This is a genomic window from Acetobacterium paludosum (genome assembly GCF_008086595.1).
In the GTDB taxonomy this organism is placed as follows: domain Bacteria; phylum Bacillota; class Clostridia; order Eubacteriales; family Eubacteriaceae; genus Acetobacterium; species Acetobacterium paludosum.
The window spans coordinates 88,143-112,410 of sequence record NZ_RXYA01000012.1 but is presented as its reverse complement, the minus strand read 5'-3'; the positions used below and the strand labels follow the sequence as shown (position 1 = coordinate 112,410).

The window sequence follows — 24,268 nt, the reverse complement described above, 5'->3', positions numbered from 1 at the left end:
GATAACTCCTCAAATTGTAGGTATTTGTACCCACAACAAAAAAGCCTGATTCAATCAAGCTTAGGATTGTCGAAAAATTTGAATTATATTTGCAAATTATTTGTCAGAATCTTGTTTCCTAACCTTTCGTTTTTGCATACAAAAAGGCAATTCTAAATGACATCCCAGCAATAGTTCTTCATTAAGAAGAATATCATCTGTTTTTCCATCTGCAAAAACACTGCCATGATGTAAAATAATGACACGATCGCAAATATCAAGAGCCATATCCAAATCATGGGTTGCGATAATTTTTGTCATTTCCAGTTTTTCCAGCGTATTGATGACGTTGCGTCTTGCACTGGGATCCAAAAACGAAGTAGGTTCATCAAATAATATAATCTGAGGATTCATGGATAACACCGATGCAATGGCAATAACCCGTTTTTCCCCTCCCGAAAGACGATGAGGCATACGATCCCGAAGATGGGTTACGCCCAACATTTCCAAAGCATTGTTGACCCGTTCTTCCACTTCTTCATCAGATAAAAGTTCATTTCTGGGACCAAAAGCAATATCATCATAAACTTTGGTCATAAACAGTTGATCATCGGGATTCTGAAATACCATCCCAACCTTTTTTCGAACATCTTTCAGGGTTTTCTTTTCTACCGATAAATCACCGATTTTTATGGAACCTTCCTTTATTTGGGATATTCCAATAATCAGCTTAAAAAGGCTGGATTTTCCTGCTCCATTGGCTCCCACTAAAGCAACACTTTCGCCATCATTTATTTTTAAATCAATTTCTCGAATGGCAATATGTCCATCGGGATAGGCATAGCTTAATTTTTCTATTTCTAACACAGTTTACCTCTCTATAAAAAGCTGCCAATAATCTGGCTTAAATCAAAAAATCGCATCATTATCAATAAAAAAGCGGTTCCCAGCAAAAATATCCAATCAGCCGACTTAATCGGATCTGGTTTTGCATATAAATAATGCCCATCATAACCCCGACACTTCATGGCGTAATAAATGTTTTCGGCACGATCAAAACTTTTCAACAATAATTGACCCACAAAGATCCCCATATCTTTCATCTTTATACCTTTGCCTCCCGGCGACCTTAACATATAAGCGGTATACATATTTGAAACCTGTTCAAGTAGTACTGATATATATCGATAGGTCAGCATAATTTGTTCAACAATCAGTTTGGGAACCTTGATGGACAATAACTGATAGGAAATTTGCGGCAATGAAGTTGTCGCTATTAAAATAAGCACCGCCATCACAGTGAAAACCGTTTTGATTGTAATGGAAAAGAAGGAGATCACACCGTATGTAATCGGAATTCCGCCAATCATTAATGCCAACTTCTGATTAAATATGATGTTTGAAATCCCTGCAAAAAAAGAAAAAGGTAAGGCAACCAGCATTCGAGTCAATAATGGCTTATAGGGAATTTCAGCCAGGGCCATTAAAATAACCGGATAAAATGCTAAAACCACCAATCCGGTAATATTATAAGGGTCAAACGACACGACAAGAACAATATATAAAAGCGTGATCACCAGCTTAACCATAGGATGTAACTGATGAATAATCGTTTTTCCTTCGGCCATTTCTTCAAGCGAGTTGATGGTATTCATGGAATCCGAAATATTTGCCATAAGTAATTCCTTCCCGGTAATTTATAGTCTAACTAAAGAATAACCTCTACTTTTCAGCAGAGGTTACCAGCAGAATCTTTTATTAGTTTATCACAAGTACCTATAAAAGATAAATAAAATTTTGCTTTTTTAAGCATCCGGCTGATTTTTCTTTTTATTCTTAATGGCATAAATCAACAGTCCTGTTCCACCTGCCAATAGCAAGGTAATCCCTCCGCCGATAATCCCAGAGAGACTGGTACCAGCAACTGAACCCTCTTCACTGGTGGATTTGAAGCCATACCCCGGTAAAAAGGCAGTTGCTTTCTGAATGTCCGCTGCTGTTTCATAAACGCTGCCATCGGCTGCCAATTCAGTTGTACCGGTTACATTTTTCATTGCCCATTCCAAACCATCTGGATTTGTAGAAGCAAAGACGGAAACTCCGCCACCGACAACTACGGCAAACACCAGTAACATTCCCACAACTTTCTTAATCGATACCGTCTTGGCCAACTTCTTGTTTTCCACTGATGTTTCCAGTAATTCCGGTCGCATTTTATAAACGAAAACCAGTATCCCTCCGGTAACAATCCCTTCCACAAGGCCGATAGCCAAATGGATTGGTATCATTAATCCCAGGAACGTTACAAATGGAAGTTCTGTGATCCCAGATGAAAGGGTCTCAACTACAACCGAAAAAGCACCAAGTGATAAAGCAATCACGACTGAAAGGATTGATGCGGTCGTAATTCGAGTTGGCGTCAATCCTTTCTTGACAATCGGTCTAAAAACTAGAGGATAGATCACCAAGCACGAATAAAATCCCATATTCCATAAATTACAGCCTAATGCCAGCAAACCTCCGTCAGCAAAGAACAAAGCCTGAATCAATAATACTGCCGTGATTGTTAAGAAAGCTGGAAACGGTCCCAGCAGAGCCGCCAACAGAATACCGCCGCCAATGTGTCCACTGGAACCAGTCCCGGGAATTGTAAAGTTAATCATTTGACCAGCAAAGATTACCGCTCCCATAACACCCATTAGGGGTATTTTTTTTTCATCTAAATCGTCCTTGCATTTATAAGCTGAATAAGCGATTGCTCCAGCACTTGCTGCAAGCATGATTCCTCCTACTACTGGCGAAACCAGTGCGTCTGCCATATGCATAATGAAGTCCTCCTTTTTTTGAAACTACAAGAAATGCGCTTCATGAGTTTCTTCGGCAACTGCTAAGTGAATAAGGTATCCGTTTAGCTCCCTGCCTTCGTACAAAAAAATGCCATGAAGTAATAAGCCCTGCTTCTGCAGAGAAAATACCTTCATGGCATCGTTAATTTTTAAATTTCTCATATTTAAGATCTTCAGAAGATCTTTGTTTAATTATAAACAATCTTTGTCACTGCTGTCAAGAGTAAAATTATTTTAGGCTGCAAAGGTGTTTTTTCAGGTCATCGTCTATTTCTGGTATTTTCATTTCTGTTTCTCTTCTCGTTACCATTTCCGGATCTGCCATCATTACTGTTACCGTTTTTAATTTTTATTTTTTTATACTTAATTTTATTTTTACGCATAAAATCGACATACATTATTCTCAGAATTGCGGCAATGATTATTAACACCACAATTGTGATATACCAGTACATGATGAGATAGTCTACCCATTTTCGAGTCTGCATGGTATTGGCCGCATAGATGGGCGTGGATTCTACGAGTTTATCCCCATTATAAACATCGACTTCACCAATCTCATCGCCTTCCTTCACATCGCCCTTGAGACTGGCAATGGTTTTATCTCCAATCAAGCGGTTGCCATCCCATTTAATTTTAGATGTGTATCCATCCATGCTTGCTTCCGGAACGAGGCTGATCAGTGGTTCATTTGTCCTCAACTTTAATGTATTACCATCGAATATATGATTATTTTCTACTTTTACCTCACCGTAATAATTATTATCGCCGGTCCAATCAATAAACTTGTATTCCTTGATTAAGGTATTAATCGTATCGCTGGCTTCTTTGAAAACCGTCGTTTCATCGGCATCAAGAATAATGCCGATGATGTTTTCTCCATTTCCTTCGCCTTCAAAAACAAAACATTTTCCCGCTTCATCTGTAGACCCGGTTTTACCACTCGTAGCATAACCATTAAAAAGAGGATTGGTTCCTGCCGAAAGATTATTCGTCACCCGATAATCGTCTGATAACTCATCAAAACTGTTGTACAGCAGAAGGTTTGTATTGTTCCATTTATGTTTGACCATATTCGTTTGGATCTCATGGACCTTAGCCCGGGTTACCATTCTTACCGTATCATCGCTAAATGCTACTTCGGCCAACTTCAGCATATCTGCCGGAGTTGTATAATGATTAGCGTCCTGCAAACCATGAGGATTTACATAATTAGTCCCTGTCATTCCCAGTTCTTTTGCTTTGTCATTCATGGTCTTAATAAACCGATCATATGCTTTTGACGAATCAAGCGTCGTATTCCCGGCTATTTTCCGGCCAATGTTAACGGCAATGGTTTCTGCTGCATCATTCCCTGATGGCAAAAGCAAACCATAGAGGAGTTCCCTTAAGGTAATGGTTTCCCCAACTTCCAGACCTGCCACACTGCTGTCTGCATCAATATTTTCTATTTCATCTCCCACCGTAATGGTGTCATCAAGATTTCCGTTTTCAACCGCCACCAAAGCGGTCATGAGTTTTGTGGTGCTTGCCGGATAAAATTTTTGATCCTGTTTTTGTTGATAAAGAATATCTCCACTATTCTTTTCTAAAACTATTACCCCTTCATTTGTACCAAAGGTCGGAAGACCAGCTGCAAAAATGTTGGGTGTAAAAAAGACAAGACTAAGAATTACTAACAGTCCTATTTTTCGTCTCATATCCCCTCCCAAATCTTCTATTTAATATAGCGTGTTTCCTTAAACAATTCCTTGTTTTCTTTAATTGCTTCTTCGCTTCCCATGACGCACAAGACATTTTTCTCAAGGACACTTGAAATCATATCGGAAAAGCTTCTTAATTGTTCAACCGACGTTTCTAAAATTTCTTTTCGTTCTTTTTGCAGATCTTCATTCGTTACTCCGCTAAAATAGAAATTATCCGAAATTTCACCCTTTACCGAAGCACTAAGCGGTACATCTTTACTGCTGATGGTACCAATAATATATTTTTCCAATTCTCGCTTTGAAAGATCAAGATTTTTAATGTAGTCAATAGTGCCGGCATAAGCATCCAAAGTCTTTTTTAACTTTGGATCCCGATAGGAGCCAAAATACAAATCACCGCCTCGGCCAATGCTGAAGAACGCACCATAGGCACCCCCTTGAACTCTCACTTTGTTCCATAAATAATCCATTGATAAAATACCTTTTAAAACAAGTTGCGCTCCTGAATATTCAAAGCCCAACTCCCGGATATTATATCCCTGAGAGACATACTGAATTTTTGCCGCCGTTAAAAAGCCCTCATTACCAATACTTAATTTGAAATTAAAGGGATTTATTTTATCTTCTCGCTGCTGAAGCTGTGATAGATACGTTTCTAACGCACTCAGGGTTTTCTCTTTTATTTCGTTTGTTCCGGTGATACTGATAATCGGTTTTTGGGTAGTAAATATCCGCTTTGAAATTCGCGTCATCTTTTCTGCCAGGGCAACGAATTTTTCATCAAAACTAGCTTCCAGATCGGCAATAAAACGATAGAATTCAATCCCGCCGAACTCTTCAAAAAGGCGCGCCGATTGTGAATAATAAGACTGCAGCCGCTGAACGCCTACCACATGTCCGGCGGTTAAAAACTGCGTTTCCTTTTGCGTTTTAATCTCTCTAATCATATCATAGATCAGGTTTTTTTCATTATACTGAGTTTGCGTCAACACATCTGTCATCAGATTGATCAAGGTTGGTATTTTCTCAGTAATGGCTTTTCCTTTGATATAACAATTGGATCGAAAATCACCTAAATGATGAACATCATCGTAAGACTCAATGCCAAAGGAAAGTCCGCCGGTATTGATTTCAATTTCTTGACTCAATCGATGAAAATCCATATTCTTGGTACTCAATCCACCTAACATTTTACACATAAGCGACAGATATTTCAAGTCTTCCTGGGGAATATCACTATAATCAAAATAGAGTTTTAAATATGAAATATCGCCTGTAAATCCGGGATGAAAAAGTAATGTGGTATCCAGAGCTTTTTCAACTTCTATGGGATATTTTCGCCCTTCCTTGTTGATGTCATCTAAGGAAAGCTTGGGAATCTTTTCTAAATCATCAGGACTATCTTCCTCGTTTTGTCTTTTCATCAGTATCTGGGTTTCGTTAATCAGATTCAGCAGTTCTTCCTGAGATAATCCCGCCTTGTAGGCGGCAAGCTTTTCCTCCAGTTTTCTATCTGCCTGTTCTTGAAGGTTATTGTCGGGAACAATGGTCACCAATGATTTAAAGGTGTTGTCGATCAGTAAATGTTGGATCAATTTTTCAAAGTAACCGTCTTTCCAGCTGGATTTAAACTTTTTAAAAACTGCCTTATATTTTAGATAATCCGTTGGATCATTTCCATAGAGCCAGTTATCCATAATATCTATGCCATAGATCAAGCCTTTTGGATACGAACCGTATTCTCCCTCAATATGGGAAAATTCATAAATATTTATCCCCGCTTCCACACTCAGGGGATCCAGACCATCTTTGACAAGTTTTTTTAAAACATCTTCAACCGTTTTTACAAATAGTTCTCCATGTTTTGCTTCCGTATTTTTAAGGGTAATTGAAAAACAAGGCTGTTTTAATGAATTGCTATATTGATAACTCACGTCTTCTGCAATTTGAAGTGCCAATAGGGCTTCCTTTAATGGTGATGAATTATTGCTTAATAAAATATGAGATAGGATATCGAAAGCCAATGCTTCTTCATAAGGCAGTGTATTTCCCAGAACCACATTGAGTGCCAGATAAGCCCTGTTTTCCAGCGGTTCTTCTTTTGAAACGCCATAAGAAGCCACCAGATTTTGCTGCTTTTTAAATGGTGCCTGTTCTTTTATATCACTATCCACCGTTTGTTTTTCAAAATCAGATAAATATTCATCATTGAGATATTTTAAATGATCTCTGACATCACCATCTCCATACAGGTAGATGTAGCTGTTGGATGGATGGTAATATTTTTTATGAAATGCCAGGAAGTCTTCATACGTCAGTTCCGGAATAACTTCTGGATCCCCGCCGGATTCGAATCGATAACAGGACTGGGGATAGAGGGATTCAAAAACTTTATTCTGAAGAACCTCTTCCGGATTTGAAAAAGCCCCTTTCATTTCATTATAAACAACGCCGTTATAAATAATGGGGTCCTCACTGTTTTCGATATGATAATGCCAGCCTTCCTGATAAAAGGTATAAGGATTTTCATAAATATTGGGGTAGAATACCGCATCCATATAGACATCCATGAGGTTCATAAAATCTTTGGCGTTTGTGCTGGCAATCGGATACATTGTTTTATCCGGATAAGTCATGGCATTTAAAAACGTGTTGAGCGAGCCCTTGGCCAGTTCTACAAAAGGTTCTTTAACCGGATATTTTCTGGATCCGCATAAGGTTGAATGTTCAATAATATGCGGCACTCCGGTACTATCTGTTGATGGTGTTCTAAAACTAATGGAAAAGACTTTATTGTCGTCTTCTGCTGAAACATATAAACATTGGGCACCGGTTTTTTCATGGATAAACATCCGTGCAAACCCATCTATTTCTTCCACAAATTCTTCTTTTTTTAGAATAAACCCATGAACATTCTCTTCTAATTCAAACATTTTTTCTTGTTGTTTCATTAATTCTTCTTTCAAATGCCTCTCCTTTTTTTATCTATTTTTATTCTATTATTCCATTTTTCTTAAGATATTCTTTCATTTTTCGTTCGTGACCCATTTCGGTCGGTTCATAAAAATGAGTTCCCACCAAATCATCGGGAAGATATTGCTGCAGCACATAGTGCCCTGGATAACTGTGAGGGTACTTGTAGGTCAGTCCTCTCCCCAGTTTCTCACTTCCAGAATAATGCGTATCCTGTAAGTGAGCCGGGACATTGCTGTTGGATGCATGCTGAACGGCTGAAAGTGCCGCATCGATTGCCACATACGAAGCATTGCTCTTAGGGGCACAGGCCAGAAAAACAACTGCTTGTGCCAGATTGATTCGTGCTTCCGGCATGCCGATAAATGAAACAGCATCTGCCGCCGCCATTGCCACCGGCAGCGCCATCGGTTCGGCATTGCCGATATCTTCTGAAGCCGAAATAACAATCCGGCGGGCAATAAATTTAGGATCTTCCCCCGCCGTTATCATTTTGGCCATCCAATACAACGCTGCGTCGGGATCAGAACCCCGAATGCTTTTTATAAACGCCGAAATCGTATCATAATGATTGTCCCCGTCTTTATCATATTGAACGGCTTTTTGCTGAATGCATTCCTGGGCCGTTTCCAGATCAATATGAATCACACCATCTTTATCTTTATCAACGGTAAGAATGCCAAGTTCCAAGGCATTTAAAGCCCTGCGTACATCCCCGTTGGACACTTCCGACAAATAGCTGATGGCCGCTTCGTCACATTTTACTTTCATAACGCCATAACCGTTATCTTTGTCGGTAATTGCTCGGGAAATAACGCTCCGGATATCTTCTGGGGTGAGTTTTTTAAATTCAAATATGGTTGACCGGGAAAGCAGTGGCGAGTTAATCTCAAAATAGGGGTTTTCAGTGGTTGCCCCAATCAGCGTCACCAAGCCTCTTTCCACACTGGGTAACAAGGCGTCCTGCTGAGCCTTGTTAAAACGATGAATTTCATCGATAAACAAAATGGATTTTTTATTGTAAACGCCCAGATTGTTTTTTGCTTTTTCTAAAACCTCGGTAATTTCCTTTTTCCCGGAAGTTACCGCATTCAATTCATAAAAGGATGAATTCGTGCGGTTTGCAACAATTTTTGCCAGGGATGTCTTTCCGGTTCCCGGGGGGCCGTAAAAAATGACTGAAGACAGTTTATCCGCTTCGATGAGTCGATACAGCAGCTTCCCTTTTGCAATAATATGTTTCTGTCCCACAAATTCTTCTAGCGTACGGGGGCGCATTCGGACCGCTAATGGCGCATTATCAGCCATTTTTTCCTGATAATTGATTCCAAAAAAGCTTTCCTGCATGTTACCCTCACCCTTCCTTCTCTATTTCTTCAATTTCAGTTTCTGTTAGTTCAAAATATTGATATAACCATTGATCAACCGTATTGAGAATTTCTAAACGATTCAATTCATTCTCAAGTAAGTTAATCTTTATGATTTTATCATAGAATCGATTAAATAGCCTAGTGCTTTCTTCATCCAGATCCGGTATTCTGAGTTTTAATAAGGTATTAGGGTAGTATTCATAAAGCTTGTCTCCCAATTTTTTAGCAAAGGATTTAAAATAATAGTTATAAAGGCGGCTATTTAAAAGCACCACCAAAAGTTCTTCCGTCACCTTATGATAAAGCCGGGGTTTCAGAATCAATCCATACACATCCGCACTGAAATAACTTTTTTTATCATCAATGGCAAAGCGGTTTTTTGTCGCCTTATAAGGATAAATAATTTTTTTTCTTTCAAAATGGCTGGGATCCCGGCCCCATTGAAGAAAATACCAAGGCAGCTTTCCGTTCTGGCATTCCCTGCGTTTTTCCAGTTTTTCCCGATATTTTCCTAAATGCTTCAGAACAACAGAATCGGATTCTATGGCATCAATTTCGTTGGTGTAAAGAATTTTTTTCTGCGGCTCGGCAATGGTAAAAGTTCTGACATCTTTATTTTTTATCCACGGTTTCAGATGACTTTCTTCAAAATTGTTCAGGTTTTCATCATTATTATCAAAAATGAATGCTTTGTCATTTCCGGTGATAATCCCCTGAAAACTATGAACGATATTATCCAAAGTAAACGGTGTCTTTTTTTCGATTTTTTCGATGATCGCTTTTGTAATCGGAGAATATAGCCGCCAGAGATCATCACTCAAAGAATTCTGAGAAACAAAATAAGATTCAAAAGGTTTCTCTTCTAACTTATTTCTCTCATCCAATGAATTGATTAAATGGGAATAGGTGTCCGATTTATGATTTTTTATTAAAAAGCGTTTTATACTGATCTCGCAGTTTTTTTCTGTCTTTTCATTTTTTATCAGCTTGATAATCGCCGGGTCGATCCCCACTCCCGGAATAATCCGGATACCATTGAAATCAACAATTTCTTCAATTTCAAAAGCACTTTTGATAAAATTGCGAAGGGGTTTCCCATAATAGGCTTCTAAAAAATAGCGGGAAGTGATGTGAATTAATATTCCATCTTGTTTCAACAATTCCCAGCCCCGATTGATAAAGCAATAGGACAGATCCCCCTTATCCTGATAAACTAACGGATATCGATTCTTCAGCTTTTTCATATAGGCACTGTCTATTTCTTTGTGACCCACATAGGGGGGATTCCCAATAATGATATCCACTGATTTCTCAATAATTAGCTCTTCGGTGAGAATATCTCCACATTGAATCCCCAATGGTCTGACATAAGTATTTCCCTTTAAAACAAGAATGAGCCGAGTTACCAGACAAGCGACGGAATCCCGGTCAACCCCAACCAGAATTTTTTCCAGCAGTAATCGATGAAGTATTTCTTTTTCTTCGTCGCACATGTTCTCTCCATAAATTTCAAACATTCGATCGTATACAGCATTTAAAAGGGATCCACTCCCACATGCCGGGTCAAATATGCGAATTTTTTTATATTTTTCATCCACTTCGCACTTTCCCAGTGCTTTTGATGCCATATAATCCGCTAAATTTTCTGGGGTATAAAAAACGCCGTGGTTTTTTTTATGGTTTAACATCATACTCTCTTCATAGAGATCGCCAATAATTCTGGGATTTTCTCCTTCAAATGAAGGCGCCGCCGTCACAAAATCACAGATCCACTCCCATATCAGGTTTCCAAGGGGTTCTAAATCCTGATCTTCCTCTTCCCAGAATATCTTTTCAATGGCTTTCCCTTGCCATAAATCGATAAAACAATCGAAAGTGAAATTCTTTTTTAATTCTTTTTCATATTGAATAAAATCAATATGATGATTGTTAACGAGATACTTCAAAAAAATACACTTCAATAAAAAAAGTGTATTACCTCTCGTGTGGGTAAGATAATTGTATTGATTGAAAAAAATAGACATTTTATCTGCGATGCATTGGAGATTCATAATTACCTCTTTCGATTAGAATGTTTGTTTGGCTTTTGGTTTTATTATAACATTTTTATGACAAAAAGAATAAGATTTAGCGGTTTATTGTTTATGTACAACAAAAAAAACACAACGAATAAAAATCGATGTGCTCAGGTTTTATAACTACTTTCTTCAGAAATACCTGAAATTCAAAGAGTGATGCCAAATAAAAACAAAAAGCAAAAAATCAACATAACTAAAGCAATTTGTTGTTTCGATTTTTGCTGTTCTTCCAATTTTTTAAATGGTTCTTCTTCAAGATCATACAAAACTTCATCAAAATTGACATAACGTTGACTCGGATTGATAGCAATCGATTTTATCAGCATATAGGCCAACCAGGGTGATGTCATTTCCGTTAAATTCTTCTTCATAATTTCGTAGCTTTTTTTTGACTCTGTCTTCATATCTTCTGGTTTCATGCCGGTTGCTAAAAAATACATCGTGGTTCCAAATCCATATATATCCGTTTGGGTCGTCGCCTTTTTTTTTATAAAACGTTCAGGTGCAGTGTATGATAACGTACCAATAACCCGTTCATCTGCTTTATCAATATCACATATTTTTCGTGCCAAACCAAAATCAATAATTTTCATTTGACTATCCTTATTGATCATAATATTATCTGGTTTTATGTCTCTATGGATTACTCCCTGCCCATGAAGATAATTTAAGGTTGAAGCAATGCTGTTCATCCAGATCATCAGCGTTTTTTCTTTTATCTTTCCATTTCGTTTAATAAAATTGCTGAGTGATTCTCCTTCAATATATTCTTGAACAACATACACATAACACTCATTCTCTTTCAGTTCAATCACCTTTGGAATGCATGGATGATCTAGTTTTTTTAGAACCTTGGCCTCAGTTAAAATATTGATATTTTCGCGATAAATATTTTTATCCAAAACTTTTATTGCATACTTTTTCATTAATGCATCATTACTCTTCGCATAGAATACATTTCCCATTCCACCACTTCCTAAAATTCCGATTATAACATAACGCTCATCAAATATTTTATGGATATTTTCTTCTATATCAGCGACATTAATATGTATTTCTTTTTTCATTTTTCAATCCTAACAGCTTTACTTTCAAGTTGCGAAAACACAACTTTCTAATTTTCAACCGGAAAGTGCCGCTCTTTTTTTATTTCGTTATTATTTCACACAATTTTATTTACCCTTTTTAAACTTCATAAACCTCTGATTTTTTTCATCTAAAGTAAAAAACGCAAAAAAAGCTGTGAAAATTTAAAATTTCCACAGCTTTTAATTCCTTATTGGTGCGAGAAACGGGAATCGAACCCGTACGCCTTTCGGCACACGCCTCTGAAACGTGCTTGTCTGCCAGTTCCAACACTCTCGCATGACATTCATTTTCAAGTACCGTTATAGGTTACCTTTTTTTTTATAAATTGTCAAGTTCTTCCTTGTTTTTTCTCGCATAATAATCAACTTAATCACAATTCAACAGTTATTCTAATGCCGCCTAAACAAAACTCAGCCAAACTTAAAAAAAGCAACGGCGGCAATCCCCACCTGAAAAAGTAGTATTACCGGCAATCCCAGCGAAAATTGCAAGTGCTTTGTCTTATGATGAAAAACCTTCATACCCATTATTCCGCCAACGCTTCCCCCCACTACGCTAAAAATCAGCAAGGTTTTTTCTGGTATTCGCCAGGCATCACGTTTTGACCGTCTTTTGTCTTTCCAGAACAAAAAAAAGGTGACGAAATTGATTATTATGAGATATAAAATCAAGTAAAGAATAAAATTTTTCATGACATTATCTTTCTAAATTTATTTTGTGTTTTAATCTGTGATCCATGGCAGTTAAAAGAAGATCATCGCCAACTTCTTTAAGGCTAATTATTTTATCTGATTGTGGCACAATTTATACCCAATAATAAATAATTAGCCTTAAATTAGACTTTAGCTTACTCTCTATTTTTCCATTAATCCTGGATAGAGAGGATATTTTCCAGTTAGATAAGCAACTTTTTCACGAGCTAAATCTAAATCCTTCTTAATTAAAGCCGCTTCAATCGCATCAGCAACTATTTCCATATCATCCTCATTTAAACCTCTTGTAGTTATTGCAGGTGTTCCCACTCGAATTCCACTGGTCACAAAAGGACTTTCTTTATCATAGGGAATGGCGTTTTTATTGGCTGTAATATTAACTTTACTCAATGTTTCATCAGCTTCTTTTCCGGTTAATCCCACTTTGCTGACATCCAGCAGCATCAGATGGTTATCTGTCCCCCCAGATATAATTCTAAATCCACGCTTTTCGAGAGCCGCTGCCAGGACTTTGGCATTTTTAACAACCTGTTCCTGATAAGCCCTAAACTTTGGAGTTGCCGCTTCTTTGAATGCAACCGCTTTTGCTGCGATCATATGCTCTAAAGGACCACCCTGTGTTCCGGGGAAAACCCCTTTGTCGATGAGTTTAGCATACTCCTTTTTGCATAAAATAATGCCGCCTCTTGGGCCTCTCAATGTTTTATGCGTCGTCGTGGTTACAAAATCTGCGTAAGGCACCGGGCTTTGATGCTGTCCTGCTGCAACAAGTCCTGCAATATGTGCCATATCCACCATTAAATAGCAACCTGCCGCTTTCGTCATTTTGGAAATGCGCTCAAAATCAATAGCTCTTGGATATGAACTTGCGCCAACAACCACTAATTTAGGATGGTGTTCCTTTATAAGTTTTTCTATTTCATCGTAATTGATCATTTCCGTATCCTGATCAACACCGTAAGAAACGAAATGATAATATTTTCCAGAAAGATTAGCTGGACTGCCGTGAGTTAAATGCCCACCCTGATCCAGACGCATACCTAAAACCGTATCACCTGGTTCCAAAATAGCCATATAAACAGCTGTATTTGCCTGAGCACCGGAATGAGGTTGAACATTGGCATGTTCGGCACCAAAAAGAGCTTTTGCTCGATCAATGGCAATCTGTTCAATCTTATCCACATGAACACATCCCCCATAAAATCGATGTCCCGGGGTACCTTCTGCATATTTATTGGTTAAATGACTTCCCATGGTACTCATAACCGCTTCTGACACAAAGTTTTCAGAGGCTATTAACTCTAAATGACTTTGTTGCCGATGTAATTCCTTTTCCATGAGTTCGTAAATCTCTGGATCTGCAACCTTCACTTCTTCAAAAAACATACTTATCCTCCATAAAAACTCTTTCTATTGTCATTTACCGATTTGATAGCCTCTCTAAGGATGCAGCAATACTTTTCATATAGCTCGATAATTCTTCAGTCTTTTTCTTAAAATAAAATACAAACATTATGCCTGACATTAAAAAAAAGATAAGCAGTATCGGGATAATATTCCATGCCACACCAGCCATACTATTAACAAATTCATTCATATTGTCCTCCAACAGGCAAACTGTCCTCCTATAGGCGACACTTGTACGGCAATAACATTTACTATTGTAACACTTTATTTTGACATTGCAATACATTATAGGATATTTTCTTATTTATTCGTGTGATTTGAGCAAATTACTGTTCATTCAACTTACTCACTAATATATTAACGGCAGTTACTTTTGTGGCTATTTTTGACTCTCCTTCGGATTAACAAACACGCCTGATTTTCCGCCTGATTTTTTTGCTAAATATATTTTTTCAATCGTCATTTCCCGATCAACTGCTTTACACATATCATAAATTGTAAGGGCTGCTATGGATACCGCCATTAGCGCTTCCATTTCCACACCGGTCTGTCCGGTATTTTTAACAGTCGCCTCAATCAAAATTTTTGAACGATCCTGATCAATTTCAAAAGCAATATCGCTTCCTGAAATAAAAATATTATGACACATGGGGATGAGATCAGCGGTGTGCTTAACACCCATAATTCCAGCGATTTGCGCAACTCCCAGGACATCCCCCTTTTTCATTTGTCCATCAATTATTTTTTGCAGAGTCTCTTTTTTCATAGCAATTGAGCCCTTGGCAATGGCAACCCGTTCGGTTGTGTGTTTTTCTGTAACATCCACCATTCGGCTTCTTCCAGCTTCATTAAAATGGGTAAACTCTAAATTCTCTTTTTCCATATTCAACCTCCAATTTCATTCATATTTCTCAATAATTGTTTTTCATTTTCATCAATATGATGTTGTTCCGGTTTTTCGCCAATGGCCTGCTTCAATATTTCTTCATAGCTCTTGCCTTCTTTTCGAAGGGCTACGATATCAATTTCGAAGTCCGAATGAAGACAAGGTTTAATCTTGCCGTCGGAGGTAACCCGAATGCGATTGCATTCTTTACAGAAATGTTTGCTGATCGGATTAATCAGACCGACTTTTCCTTTTGCCCCAGGCAGCCGATAATATATGGCTGGCCCTGATTTGTCCAGTTCAACAACTGGCTGCAATTCTGGCACTTGTCTTAAAACCTCATCATTTGACAGGTATTTATTTTCAGCAAAACTGATTGATTCTCCCAACGGCATCAGCTCAATGAAGCGAATATCCACTTCATGATCTTTTGTAAAGTTAACAAAGGAACCGATTTCATCATCATTAAATCCCTTAATCAGAACGGTGTTGATTTTTATGGGATGCATTCCCACTTCCTTTGCCGCTTCAATTCCTGCCAGCACATCTTCAATATGCCCCCAGCGAGTTATTTGATGATATTTATCCGGATCAAAGGTGTCCAAACTGATATTCACTCGTGTTAATCCCGCTTTTTTTAATTCTTTTGCATATTTTGGCAATAAAATACCATTCGTTGTCATCGTTAAATCTTTTATTTCTGGAATCCTGCCAATCTCTCGGACCAGGTCCACAATACCATGACGAACCAATGGTTCCCCTCCAGTCAACCGAACCTTGTCTATGCCTAACGCAACGCCAGCTTTTATTAGGTCGAGCATTTCTTCAAAAGATAGGTTCTTAGTGTGAGCGTGTTTCTCAACCCCCTCTTCCGGCATACAGTACACACATCGCAAATTACACAAATCTGTTATGGAGAGACGCATGTAATTAATTTTTCTACCATAATGATCCTTCATCAGTTTCCTGCTTTCTCCCCTGTGTCTTCTAAGGGTTTTTCTGTCTCTTAGCTTTTCAATATCATAACCCTGATTCTTAGTTTTTCAACATATTTTTCTGTTATTTCTATTCTAACGATTTTTCTTTAAAAAAACAACATGAATTACGCTCTTTAATTATTCATTAAAAATTGTTATACTGTAGGAGAAAATCTTTTAAAGTGTGAATTTTTCTTATGTGGTATTATCAAATGAATTTTTCACATTTAATATTTAAGGAGAAAACAATGTATCGAACAGGAATAATGACCTTAAGCGATAAAGGCTCCCAAGGTCAACGAGAAGATAAAAGCGGCCCTTTAATTCAAACGATGCTGGAATCATTGGGGAATTATGATGTCGTAAAAACGACGATACTCCCTGATGATGTCGACACCATCAAAGAATCTCTGATTACCTGGGTTGATGCGGATAATCTGGATTTAATTCTAACCACCGGCGGTACGGGATTTTCTCAACGAGACTGGACACCGGAAGCCACGGCAGCCGTATGTGATCGAATGGCCCCAGGCATTCCAGAAGCAATGCGATATTATAGCCTGCAAATAACACCAAAGGCCATGTTAAGCAGAGCAACCGCTGGGATCCGGAAAAGAACACTCATTATCAATCTTCCCGGCAGCCCGAAAGCTGTTAAAGAAAACCTTGAAGCCATTTTACCCGCACTTGACCATGGCTTGGAAATGCTGTTGAGTTCCGGTTCCGCTGATTGCGGCGAACCGATCAAATAATCTGTATAAAAAAAACGCATCTCACTAAACCGAGGTACGTTTTTTTATTTTTAAAGCTCTAGCCCATTAAGAATATCACGTAATTGTACCAGCTCATCCGCTGTCAATGTGATCCCTTTTCGCATTTTCTCATGATCCGCATTCCAATCTCTCAGATCGTATTTTGGATCACGTTCGTTCCAACTAACCAAGTTTAATTCTTTTTGCCACCCATTCGGCAATTCGCTTAAAACACCTATTTCTTCTACAACTTTAAAAGTAATTGCTGCTGCCATCTCGTCCTCACTTTTTACTGTAATAATTCATCTAGTTTTCCACTAAAATCAATTTCTTTAAGTTCTGAAAAACCTCCGATAAAAGTCTCGCCTATAAAGATAAAAGGTACCGTATAATGATTCGTTTGTTCCTGTAATTGTCGCCGGGTTTTATCATCATTATAAATATCAATATCTGTATATTTTAGTCCCTTATCATCCAGAAGTTTTTTTGCACCATTGCAATATGGACAGTGTGCCCAGGTGTATAACTTAATTTCCTTTTTCATCGGTCATCCTTTCCAACTCTCATAGTCCGTTCTTAGTTCATTTTTCTCTACATTCATTCATTTTAACGCTTATTTTCTAACTGTCAACAAATAATTCTTAAAATTTTGTAGAATTATTCAGTTATTTATCGTATTATTATTCTAACAACAAATAAAAGGAGATAATGATGCAAAATGTAACCGTCGTGGATCATCCACTCATCACACACAAATTAACCCACCTTCGAAAGATAGAAACCTCTTCCCGAGAATTCAGAGAATTGGTCAAAGAACTATCCAGCCTTATGGCTTGGGAAGTGACTAAAAACTTTCCATTGAAAGACATTGACATTGAAACCCCCATATGCAAAACTACGCAAAAAGTTCTGGCTGAAAAGGATGTCGTTATTGTTCCTATTTTGCGGGCAGGTCTGGGGATGGTCGAAGGATTCACCAATATTATTCCCAAAGCGAAAATTGGCCATATCGGGCTTTATCGAGACCCTGAAACCCTACAGGCGGTTGAGTACTATAAGAAACTCCCGTCTGATATAGCCGAGAGAGAAGCCATTATCGTCGATCCCATGCTTGCTACCGGTGTCTCTGTCATCCATACCATTCGACTTTTAAAAGAAGCCAATTGTAAGAATATCAAAGTTGTTCATATTCTTGCCTGTCCCGAGGGAATTAAGGCCGTTACAACCGCTTATCCGGAGATACCGATTTTCTGCGCGGCCATCGATGATCACCTTAATGAACATTCCTATATTGTTCCTGGTTTAGGTGATGCCGGAGATCGGCTTTTCGGAACAAAATAACACTCATTTTATTTAATTGGAGGCTACCTTGAAACGATCAGGATATAACTTATTCACTGCAATAGCTCTTATCGTTGGGATCGTCGTTGGATCAGGTATCTTTTTTAAAAGTGATAATATTCTTATTGCCACCAATGGAAATGTTTTTTTGGGAATTCTCATCTTTGTTGTCGCTGCGATCAGTATCGTATTTGGGTGTTTGACCATTGCCGAACTGGCAGCGAGAACAGATCTGCCCGGAGGGATCCTTACCTATGCTAAAGAATTTATCAGCCCGAGTATCGGCTGTGCCTATGGTTGGTTCCAGACTTTTATTTATCTGCCAACTATCACAGCCATTTTAATCTGGGTATCCGGCATCTATTTTTGTATTCTGTTTAATGTGACCCAAACTCTGGAAATTCAAATTCTGTCAGGGATTTGCTGTTTTTTTGTTTTTTATATCATAAACATCCTTTCAGCTAAAATCGGCGGAGAGTTCCAAAGTATTGCCATGATTATTAAACTTCTCCCCCTTATTGTCATTGGGATTGTCGGTCTAATATTTGGCGGAACTGGCACCACCTTTGCTAATGATGCCCTTTCCCAAGTTTCATCCACAGGCTGGCTCGGCGCCATCGCTCCAATTGCTTTTTCTTTTGACGGATGGATTATCTCCACAACAGTTGCCTATGAAATAAAGAACAGCAAACGCAACCTCCCTTTAGCTCTTTCAATTAGTCCGCTCATCATTCTGGTCCTCTATGTCATTTACTTTGTTGGCATTTCCAATTTAGTCGGACCCACCACCATTATGAAAATGGGGGATGCTCATCTGGATTTTGCCGCGAATATGATTTTTGGTCCCAGCGGAGCAAAGATCGTCATGTTGTTTGTTTTTATTTCTGTTCTGGGCACCTTAAACGGATTGGTCATGGGTATGATCCGCCTGCCGTATGCTTTGGGTTTGGATAACATGATTCCAAAAGCAGCTATCCTTGCACGCATTTCTCCCAAAGTCGATTTTCCAGTGAATTCAGCACTCTTTTCCCTCGTACTTATTGCCTTTTGGATGGTCGTTCACTATTTCACTCAAAAATTTGCGTTGTTCCCAAATTCTGATATTTCTGAAATCGCCATTGTTACCAGTTATCTATTGTATCTGGGCTTATATTATAAAGTTTTTATTTTATGGAAAAAGAAAGAAATAAAAAGCTTATTTAGAGGACTTATCTGTCCGATTTTTGCATCTATTGGTTCCTTGATTATTTTCTCTGGCGGTCTTCAAAACCCACTATTCGGATTATATCTTAGCATTTGCCTGATTGCCTTTGGATCCGGCTACGCTTATTACCGCTTTGGCGTTTTAAAAAAGAAAATACAAATAAAATAAATTTCTATTTTATGTTAGATTATAAATATTAGGGTACATAGTTAATATAGCTTTTCTCCTCAAAGCATATACAATAGAAAGAGGCCATCCCTTTATTAGGGATGGCCTCTTTCTATTTATAACCTGACTGATTTACACATATACGATGTTGACCTCTTTGTTAAAGCAGCGAAGTAAATCAATCAACTCTTGGGTAATCCGCCATTTTGTAGTCAACTCTTCGGGAAAATCCGGATTTTGATGATCCGGGTTAATCGAATTTCCCATGATGATATCAATCGTCGTACATTTGTTAATTAGATAATTTGCCAGCATTGAAGCCCCGTTTTTTGCTTCGAATATTTCATGGCCGCATCGGTTATTCAAGTATTCTTTAAGTAAGTGAACCGTTTCTCTAATCGTCAAAACTCCTTCCGTTACCAAATCCACACCTTTCATATACCCAACCGGTGGGACTCTTTCAGAAATGGTGGAAAGATCAATTTCAATTTCTTCCCCATATTCCCGCGACACAATATTTCCAGCCGTTCCTCCACAGATAATTTTTTTTCCACGGGCCTTATCAAGCAGCCTCTTGACTTCAGCATCCTTTGACTTGTCAAGAGGCGGCCCTGAGAATATCGTTAGATAACTTCTCTCTTCCGCTCTAATGACAACTGCTGTGGTATCATCTCCCGGTTCCTCTCCGTAAAGGTTGTAACAGGTATCGATCAGCGCCATGGAAATTTCCTTAGCGTTTTTGTTTTCATAGGTTCGTGCCAATATATAATCTGACGCTTCCTCCCATTGCCATCCAAAGTTTAAAAGATTCCCTATTCCGGCATGAATGACACCGTCACTAAAGAAAGCCAAAATATCATCTTTTTCAATTTTTATCGTCGTTTCAAAAACGGATTTTTCTTGAAATTGTATGGGTTTTCTATCCAATTCAATAATTTCTCCATCACGAATGAATATCAGTGGCGGATTGTCAAACTCAAGAATATAGGCGGTTCGATTGCGAAAAACCTGGACAATAGTAAAAGTAGAATAAGCAAGATTACGAACCTTGGATTTGGGCAAGGTCTCTTCCAATGTCTCAAGGACATCCATAATTCCCATTTTTTCTTCCAGCATCGTTGCGGTAATGGTCGAAGTCATTGTTGCCAATATATTGGCTTTAACCCCACTCCCTAAACCATCCGCCAATACCACGATGATACTTTCATCATTAATCCGAATTTCGACATTGTCTCCACAAAGTTCTTCATTAACTTTATTGACGCTGTCATGGGCAATATCCATAAATAAAGACATTAAAATTCATCCTCCCGATTTCCCACAATTTTTTGCAGTTTTGTCAAGGTTACCTTGGTTTCAGCCGTTGTTTCTCCAAGAAGCCCGGCAATCTCGTGAGCAACCCGCATCTGTTTGTCGATGACTCGCTGTGCCATACTAAGGGTTTCTTCCTGCATTTTTAGAAAATCCTGTTCCCGTTGCTCCTGTTTGGTAATGTCAATAAAAATTCCCATATACAATTCTTCTTTCGGTATATAGGTCAGTATTTCCATAAAGACCAGGTTTTCACGTTCATAAATCCCTTTTCCTGTATAGAGGCAGTTTTTTTCATAATTCAGTTTTCTAAATGGATCATAATCCAGAACTTCCATAAAATTATAATGGAAAACATCTTCCTTTTTAACTTTAAACAGTTTCTCCGCCGCACCATTAAATTCAATAATACGATAAGTTTTGTCAAGAATCGCAATTGCATTTGGGGTTGTTGTCACAATGATATTCGAAATGGCTTCATTTTGACTCGATATCAATGGCAAACACATCTCGATTTCTGCCATATTCCAATAAACAGCCCTGGCCTTGTCTCGGCAAGTGTCATATCCGCAGGTTCCGCAATTCAATTCATCCCGCTTGTTGAATTTTGACATTTGTCTTAGAATTTTTTCAAGTTCCTCTTCCGGCACTTTCCCAAGATGATGAACCGGACGCTTATGAAAACTTCTTTTCGTATCGATTTCAGGAATCTTTTCCACTGATAATTTGTTTTTGTTCATGTCAATATAAGTTTGCAGCATTTCCACCTTTTCATATTTGGATAACTGACTATGGATATTCCCCGGGCCATTAATACATCCTTCCTCACAGGCATTCATTTCGATCCAATATTTTTTGTCCAAATTTTGTATTTCATCCATAAATAGAATACAGTCTGCTACTCCATCGATTTGTAAAATCTTTCGACTGCCGTCTAAATCTTCAACACAACTTTTTGAAAGTCCGCCAATTTGAGAATATAATCTTCCAATGTTTGTTCCGATGGCATCGAATGCTTCCACATCTGCTTTAGTGGCATCGATATTTCTTTCCTTCATCCAAACATCAATTTCATCAAACGTCAGCACGGCATCAATGATTCCACTTACTTCTTCTTCAAGAACCTCCATTTTTTTTGCAAGGCAGGCTCCCGCATATACGATCTTTGCATCAGGATATTTTTCTTTTAAAATTTTTCCGTGGGCAATCATGGGTGAAACTTGTTTACTCAAAGAGGAAACAAATTGAGGATAATATATTTCGATCAGATTTTTGATAGCAGCACATGAAGACGCAATGACAAACTGATTATCACTATAATAATCTTTTATATAGGAATTAGCGACGGTATCTCCTCCAATCGATGTTTCTTCGATAATGCTAAACCCGAGTTCTCTAAGCGCTCCAATATATTGTCTGGGATGATCCATATAATATGTTGACGGAAAAACGCCTTCTAAACTCAATACCACTTTTTCATTTTTCAACCATTGTTTGACAACTGAAACATCGCTTTGAATTTCCTTTGCATTATGGGGACAAATTTTAATACAGTTTCCACATCCGATACACATCGTTTCTATGATCTGCGCATGTTTATCTTTCAGTTTTATGGCCTTGATGGGACAATTTCGAATACATTTATAACAATTTCGACATTTTTCTTTTGAAAAATTAATAATACCCAATTAATTCTCTCCCATTATCTGATTAAATATTTTTTCAACATTCTTCATTGAAACAGCATAAATAACATCACGATATTCAACCGAAACACCTTCAGCACAATGACCCATACAAAAGGAACCAACCAGTTCAATTTCTTCTTTTAGGCCCCGCTCGTCAATCAGTCGATTGAATGCCTGTACCACCTTATAAGATCCATTTACATGACAAGCACTGCCAACACAAACTCTTATTGTTTTCATCTCACGTTCCTCTTCCAAAAATCTAATTACTTCATATTATCATCAGAAAAATCGACTGTCAACAGTTCAACAAAAATGTCATGATAAATAATTTATCTTAGTTGCTTTTTCAAATTCAGATAAATTATTGCTTATTATATTTATCTTCTTTCAATCTATGACTATTTATATGCACTTTTATTTACCCTGTATTTTTTAACTTAAACAATATTTTTATCCTCCTTACAAGCATGAATATAAGCTATTCCTTAATTTGTTTCTAAATTCTCTTCTTCCTTGACGTTAGGCATATTATTTGCTAAAATCATACTAATTGAATATTAATTTATTGACAAAATAAAAACCAATCCTTTCAGTGCTTTTTATTTTTTTGCCAGTAAATGTTCGTTGAAAATGTCCATGCTTTTGATTATTATGAGAACTGATAGTATTGATAAAATTTCAGACTGTTTAAAGCAGTTATTTTACTTTTCCACTTTCCCTTTTGCACATATTTAGTGGCGATTTTGAACCAATGGAATTACTGTTTTTTTATCGTATTTAATTAATTAACTGTTCCTTTTTCATCTGAATATTATTTACTTTCCACTAAAGAAAAAAACAAATTTGACGAAGATTAATATGTTAAACAAGAAATAAATTAACTGGTCTTAATCTTTTATAGACCATAATGCATTGTCTTTGTTAAATTTAAAGGAGGATCAGTTTTTGAACATTGGTTATATAATTGCTTTTGTATTTTCCTGGGCATCCATTATCGCTGCATTTCTTATTGAAGGTGGAAGCATTGTATCTTTACTATCACCAACCGGATTTATGATTGTAATCCTCGGAACGATTGGCGCTACTGTTATGTCTTTCCCTTTGTCCGACATAAAACACGTTCCCAAACTATTTAAAGTTCTCATTAAAAATGATAAGAATGATCTGCTGTCTTTAATTGAACAAATTAAGGCCATGTCAAAAACGGCGAGAACAAAAGGGATTTTAAGTCTTGAAAAGGAAATTGTTGATCAAACCGATATTGACCCTTTTACCAAACGCGGACTAGAATTTATTCTTGATGGTCTCGATCCGGTGAAAACAAGGGAAGCACTGGAATCAGATCTTGAAATGATGTCGCACCGGCATAAAGCTGGGGCGGCAATTTTTGAAGCCGCCGGCGGTTATGCGCCTACCATGGGTATCATCGGAACGGTTATGGGTCTGATCAATGTATTGGGTCAAATGTCTTCTAACCCGGATGGGTTAGGCGAATCTATTGCGGTAGCCTTTATCTGCACTCTATATGGTATTGCAACGGCAAACCTTATTTGGCTTCCTATTGCAAGTACTCTTAAAATGAAAAGCAAAGAAGAAATCGTTCGTAATTCAATGATCATCGAAGGTTTAATTCTTCTCCAGGAAGGTGCAAATCCTAATTTTATTGAAGACAAACTTAAGGGATATCTATCCAAAGAAGATTTAGCAAAAGCCGGCGGCGAAGACTCTAAAGACGCAAAAAAATCTTCAGGTAAATCAAAGAAAAAAGGTAAATAAA

At 37.8% G+C, this 24,268-nt stretch carries 23 protein-coding genes and 1 tRNA gene; 4 read left to right on the top strand and 20 right to left on the bottom strand.

Annotated elements, in window-relative coordinates; translation table 11 throughout:
- Positions 1–96 precede the first annotated feature (96 nt).
- The 15 genes from FZC41_RS12725 to moaA all read right to left on the bottom strand — a co-directional run bounded on the left by FZC41_RS12725 (position 97) and on the right by moaA (position 16,006).
- Positions 97–846: an energy-coupling factor ABC transporter ATP-binding protein gene (locus FZC41_RS12725; protein WP_148567784.1), complete on the bottom strand. Its 750-nt coding sequence runs from the start codon at positions 844–846 to the stop codon at positions 97–99.
- A gap of 11 nt (positions 847–857) precedes the next feature.
- Positions 858–1,655, bottom strand: coding sequence for a cobalt ECF transporter T component CbiQ (gene cbiQ, locus FZC41_RS12720; RefSeq protein ID WP_148567783.1), 798 nt, complete (start codon positions 1,653–1,655; stop codon positions 858–860).
- A 129-nt stretch (positions 1,656–1,784) separates the two neighbouring features.
- Positions 1,785–2,804 (bottom strand): energy-coupling factor ABC transporter permease, encoded by a 1,020-nt coding sequence (locus FZC41_RS12715; RefSeq protein WP_148567782.1) that lies wholly within the window; start codon positions 2,802–2,804, stop codon positions 1,785–1,787.
- Positions 2,805–2,828: 24 nt separating this feature from the next.
- The gene (locus FZC41_RS17335) at positions 2,829–2,987 is read right to left on the bottom strand and encodes a hypothetical protein (RefSeq protein ID WP_170253982.1); all 159 of its coding nucleotides are present in this window, start codon (positions 2,985–2,987) and stop codon (positions 2,829–2,831) included.
- Between the two features lie 98 nt (positions 2,988–3,085).
- A complete protein-coding gene (locus tag FZC41_RS12710; RefSeq protein WP_148567781.1) occupies positions 3,086–4,525 on the bottom strand; it encodes a D-alanyl-D-alanine carboxypeptidase family protein in 1,440 nt (479 codons plus the stop codon).
- A 17-nt stretch (positions 4,526–4,542) separates the two neighbouring features.
- On the bottom strand, positions 4,543–7,497 hold the full coding sequence (locus FZC41_RS12705; RefSeq protein ID WP_243136718.1) for an insulinase family protein: 2,955 nt from the start codon (positions 7,495–7,497) through the stop codon (positions 4,543–4,545).
- Positions 7,498–7,522: 25 nt separating this feature from the next.
- A complete protein-coding gene (locus FZC41_RS12700) occupies positions 7,523–8,851 on the bottom strand; it encodes a replication-associated recombination protein A (protein ID WP_148567780.1) in 1,329 nt (442 codons plus the stop codon).
- Positions 8,852–8,858: 7 nt separating this feature from the next.
- A complete protein-coding gene (locus FZC41_RS12695) occupies positions 8,859–10,820 on the bottom strand; it encodes an Eco57I restriction-modification methylase domain-containing protein (RefSeq protein WP_170253981.1) in 1,962 nt (653 codons plus the stop codon).
- Positions 10,821–11,098: 278 nt separating this feature from the next.
- Positions 11,099–12,019, bottom strand: coding sequence for a serine/threonine-protein kinase (locus tag FZC41_RS12690; RefSeq protein ID WP_148567778.1), 921 nt, complete (start codon positions 12,017–12,019; stop codon positions 11,099–11,101).
- 213 nt (positions 12,020–12,232) lie between these two features.
- Positions 12,233–12,317: transfer RNA gene (locus tag FZC41_RS12685), tRNA-Leu, on the bottom strand.
- Between the two features lie 134 nt (positions 12,318–12,451).
- Positions 12,452–12,733, bottom strand: a complete 282-nt coding sequence (locus FZC41_RS12680; protein ID WP_148567777.1) for a DUF1294 domain-containing protein — start codon at positions 12,731–12,733, stop codon at positions 12,452–12,454.
- Between the two features lie 162 nt (positions 12,734–12,895).
- Complete coding sequence (locus FZC41_RS12675) at positions 12,896–14,146, bottom strand: serine hydroxymethyltransferase (protein WP_420797224.1); 1,251 nt, start codon at positions 14,144–14,146, stop codon at positions 12,896–12,898.
- Positions 14,147–14,174: 28 nt separating this feature from the next.
- Positions 14,175–14,351, bottom strand: coding sequence for a hypothetical protein (locus FZC41_RS17330; RefSeq protein ID WP_170253980.1), 177 nt, complete (start codon positions 14,349–14,351; stop codon positions 14,175–14,177).
- 189 nt (positions 14,352–14,540) lie between these two features.
- Positions 14,541–15,044: a cyclic pyranopterin monophosphate synthase MoaC gene (gene moaC, locus FZC41_RS12670; RefSeq protein WP_148567775.1), complete on the bottom strand. Its 504-nt coding sequence runs from the start codon at positions 15,042–15,044 to the stop codon at positions 14,541–14,543.
- A gap of 2 nt (positions 15,045–15,046) precedes the next feature.
- Positions 15,047–16,006 carry a GTP 3',8-cyclase MoaA gene (gene moaA / locus FZC41_RS12665; RefSeq protein ID WP_148567774.1) on the bottom strand — a complete coding sequence of 320 codons (960 nt, stop codon included), beginning with the start codon at positions 16,004–16,006 and terminating at the stop codon, positions 15,047–15,049.
- Between the two features lie 266 nt (positions 16,007–16,272).
- Here moaA and mog point away from each other — a divergent pair, with 266 nt between their 5' ends.
- Positions 16,273–16,776, top strand: a complete 504-nt coding sequence (gene mog, locus FZC41_RS12660) for a molybdopterin adenylyltransferase (RefSeq protein ID WP_148567773.1) — start codon at positions 16,273–16,275, stop codon at positions 16,774–16,776.
- A gap of 50 nt (positions 16,777–16,826) precedes the next feature.
- On the opposite strand, the gene FZC41_RS12655 is transcribed toward mog, so the two are convergent.
- Both FZC41_RS12655 and FZC41_RS12650 read right to left on the bottom strand, forming a co-directional pair.
- Complete coding sequence (locus FZC41_RS12655) at positions 16,827–17,051, bottom strand: YdbC family protein (RefSeq protein ID WP_148567772.1); 225 nt, start codon at positions 17,049–17,051, stop codon at positions 16,827–16,829.
- 14 nt (positions 17,052–17,065) lie between these two features.
- The gene (locus FZC41_RS12650) at positions 17,066–17,320 is read right to left on the bottom strand and encodes a glutaredoxin domain-containing protein (protein ID WP_148567771.1); all 255 of its coding nucleotides are present in this window, start codon (positions 17,318–17,320) and stop codon (positions 17,066–17,068) included.
- Between the two features lie 167 nt (positions 17,321–17,487).
- Here FZC41_RS12650 and upp point away from each other — a divergent pair, with 167 nt between their 5' ends.
- Both upp and FZC41_RS12640 read left to right on the top strand, forming a co-directional pair.
- Positions 17,488–18,117 (top strand): uracil phosphoribosyltransferase, encoded by a 630-nt coding sequence (gene upp / locus FZC41_RS12645; RefSeq protein ID WP_148567831.1) that lies wholly within the window; start codon positions 17,488–17,490, stop codon positions 18,115–18,117.
- Positions 18,118–18,145: 28 nt separating this feature from the next.
- Positions 18,146–19,489, top strand: a complete 1,344-nt coding sequence (locus tag FZC41_RS12640; RefSeq protein ID WP_148567770.1) for an APC family permease — start codon at positions 18,146–18,148, stop codon at positions 19,487–19,489.
- Between the two features lie 132 nt (positions 19,490–19,621).
- Here the strand turns inward: FZC41_RS12640 and FZC41_RS12635 are convergent, their stop codons facing one another.
- From FZC41_RS12635 to FZC41_RS12625, 3 genes are read right to left on the bottom strand one after another with little or no spacing between them, the layout of a single operon-like run.
- Entirely contained in the window at positions 19,622–20,785 is a 1,164-nt protein-coding gene (locus FZC41_RS12635) for a SpoIIE family protein phosphatase (RefSeq protein ID WP_148567769.1), read from the bottom strand.
- Positions 20,785–22,488, bottom strand: coding sequence for a [Fe-Fe] hydrogenase large subunit C-terminal domain-containing protein (locus tag FZC41_RS12630; RefSeq protein ID WP_148567768.1), 1,704 nt, complete (start codon positions 22,486–22,488; stop codon positions 20,785–20,787). Before FZC41_RS12630 ends, FZC41_RS12635 begins: the two co-directional genes overlap by 1 nt.
- Positions 22,489–22,746, bottom strand: coding sequence for a (2Fe-2S) ferredoxin domain-containing protein (locus FZC41_RS12625; RefSeq protein ID WP_279235185.1), 258 nt, complete (start codon positions 22,744–22,746; stop codon positions 22,489–22,491). It abuts the gene before it with no gap.
- Between the two features lie 690 nt (positions 22,747–23,436).
- On the opposite strand from FZC41_RS12625, the gene FZC41_RS12620 reads away from it, so the two are divergent.
- A complete protein-coding gene (locus tag FZC41_RS12620) occupies positions 23,437–24,267 on the top strand; it encodes a flagellar motor protein (RefSeq protein WP_148567766.1) in 831 nt (276 codons plus the stop codon).
- The last annotated feature ends 1 nt before the right edge of the window (position 24,268 follow it).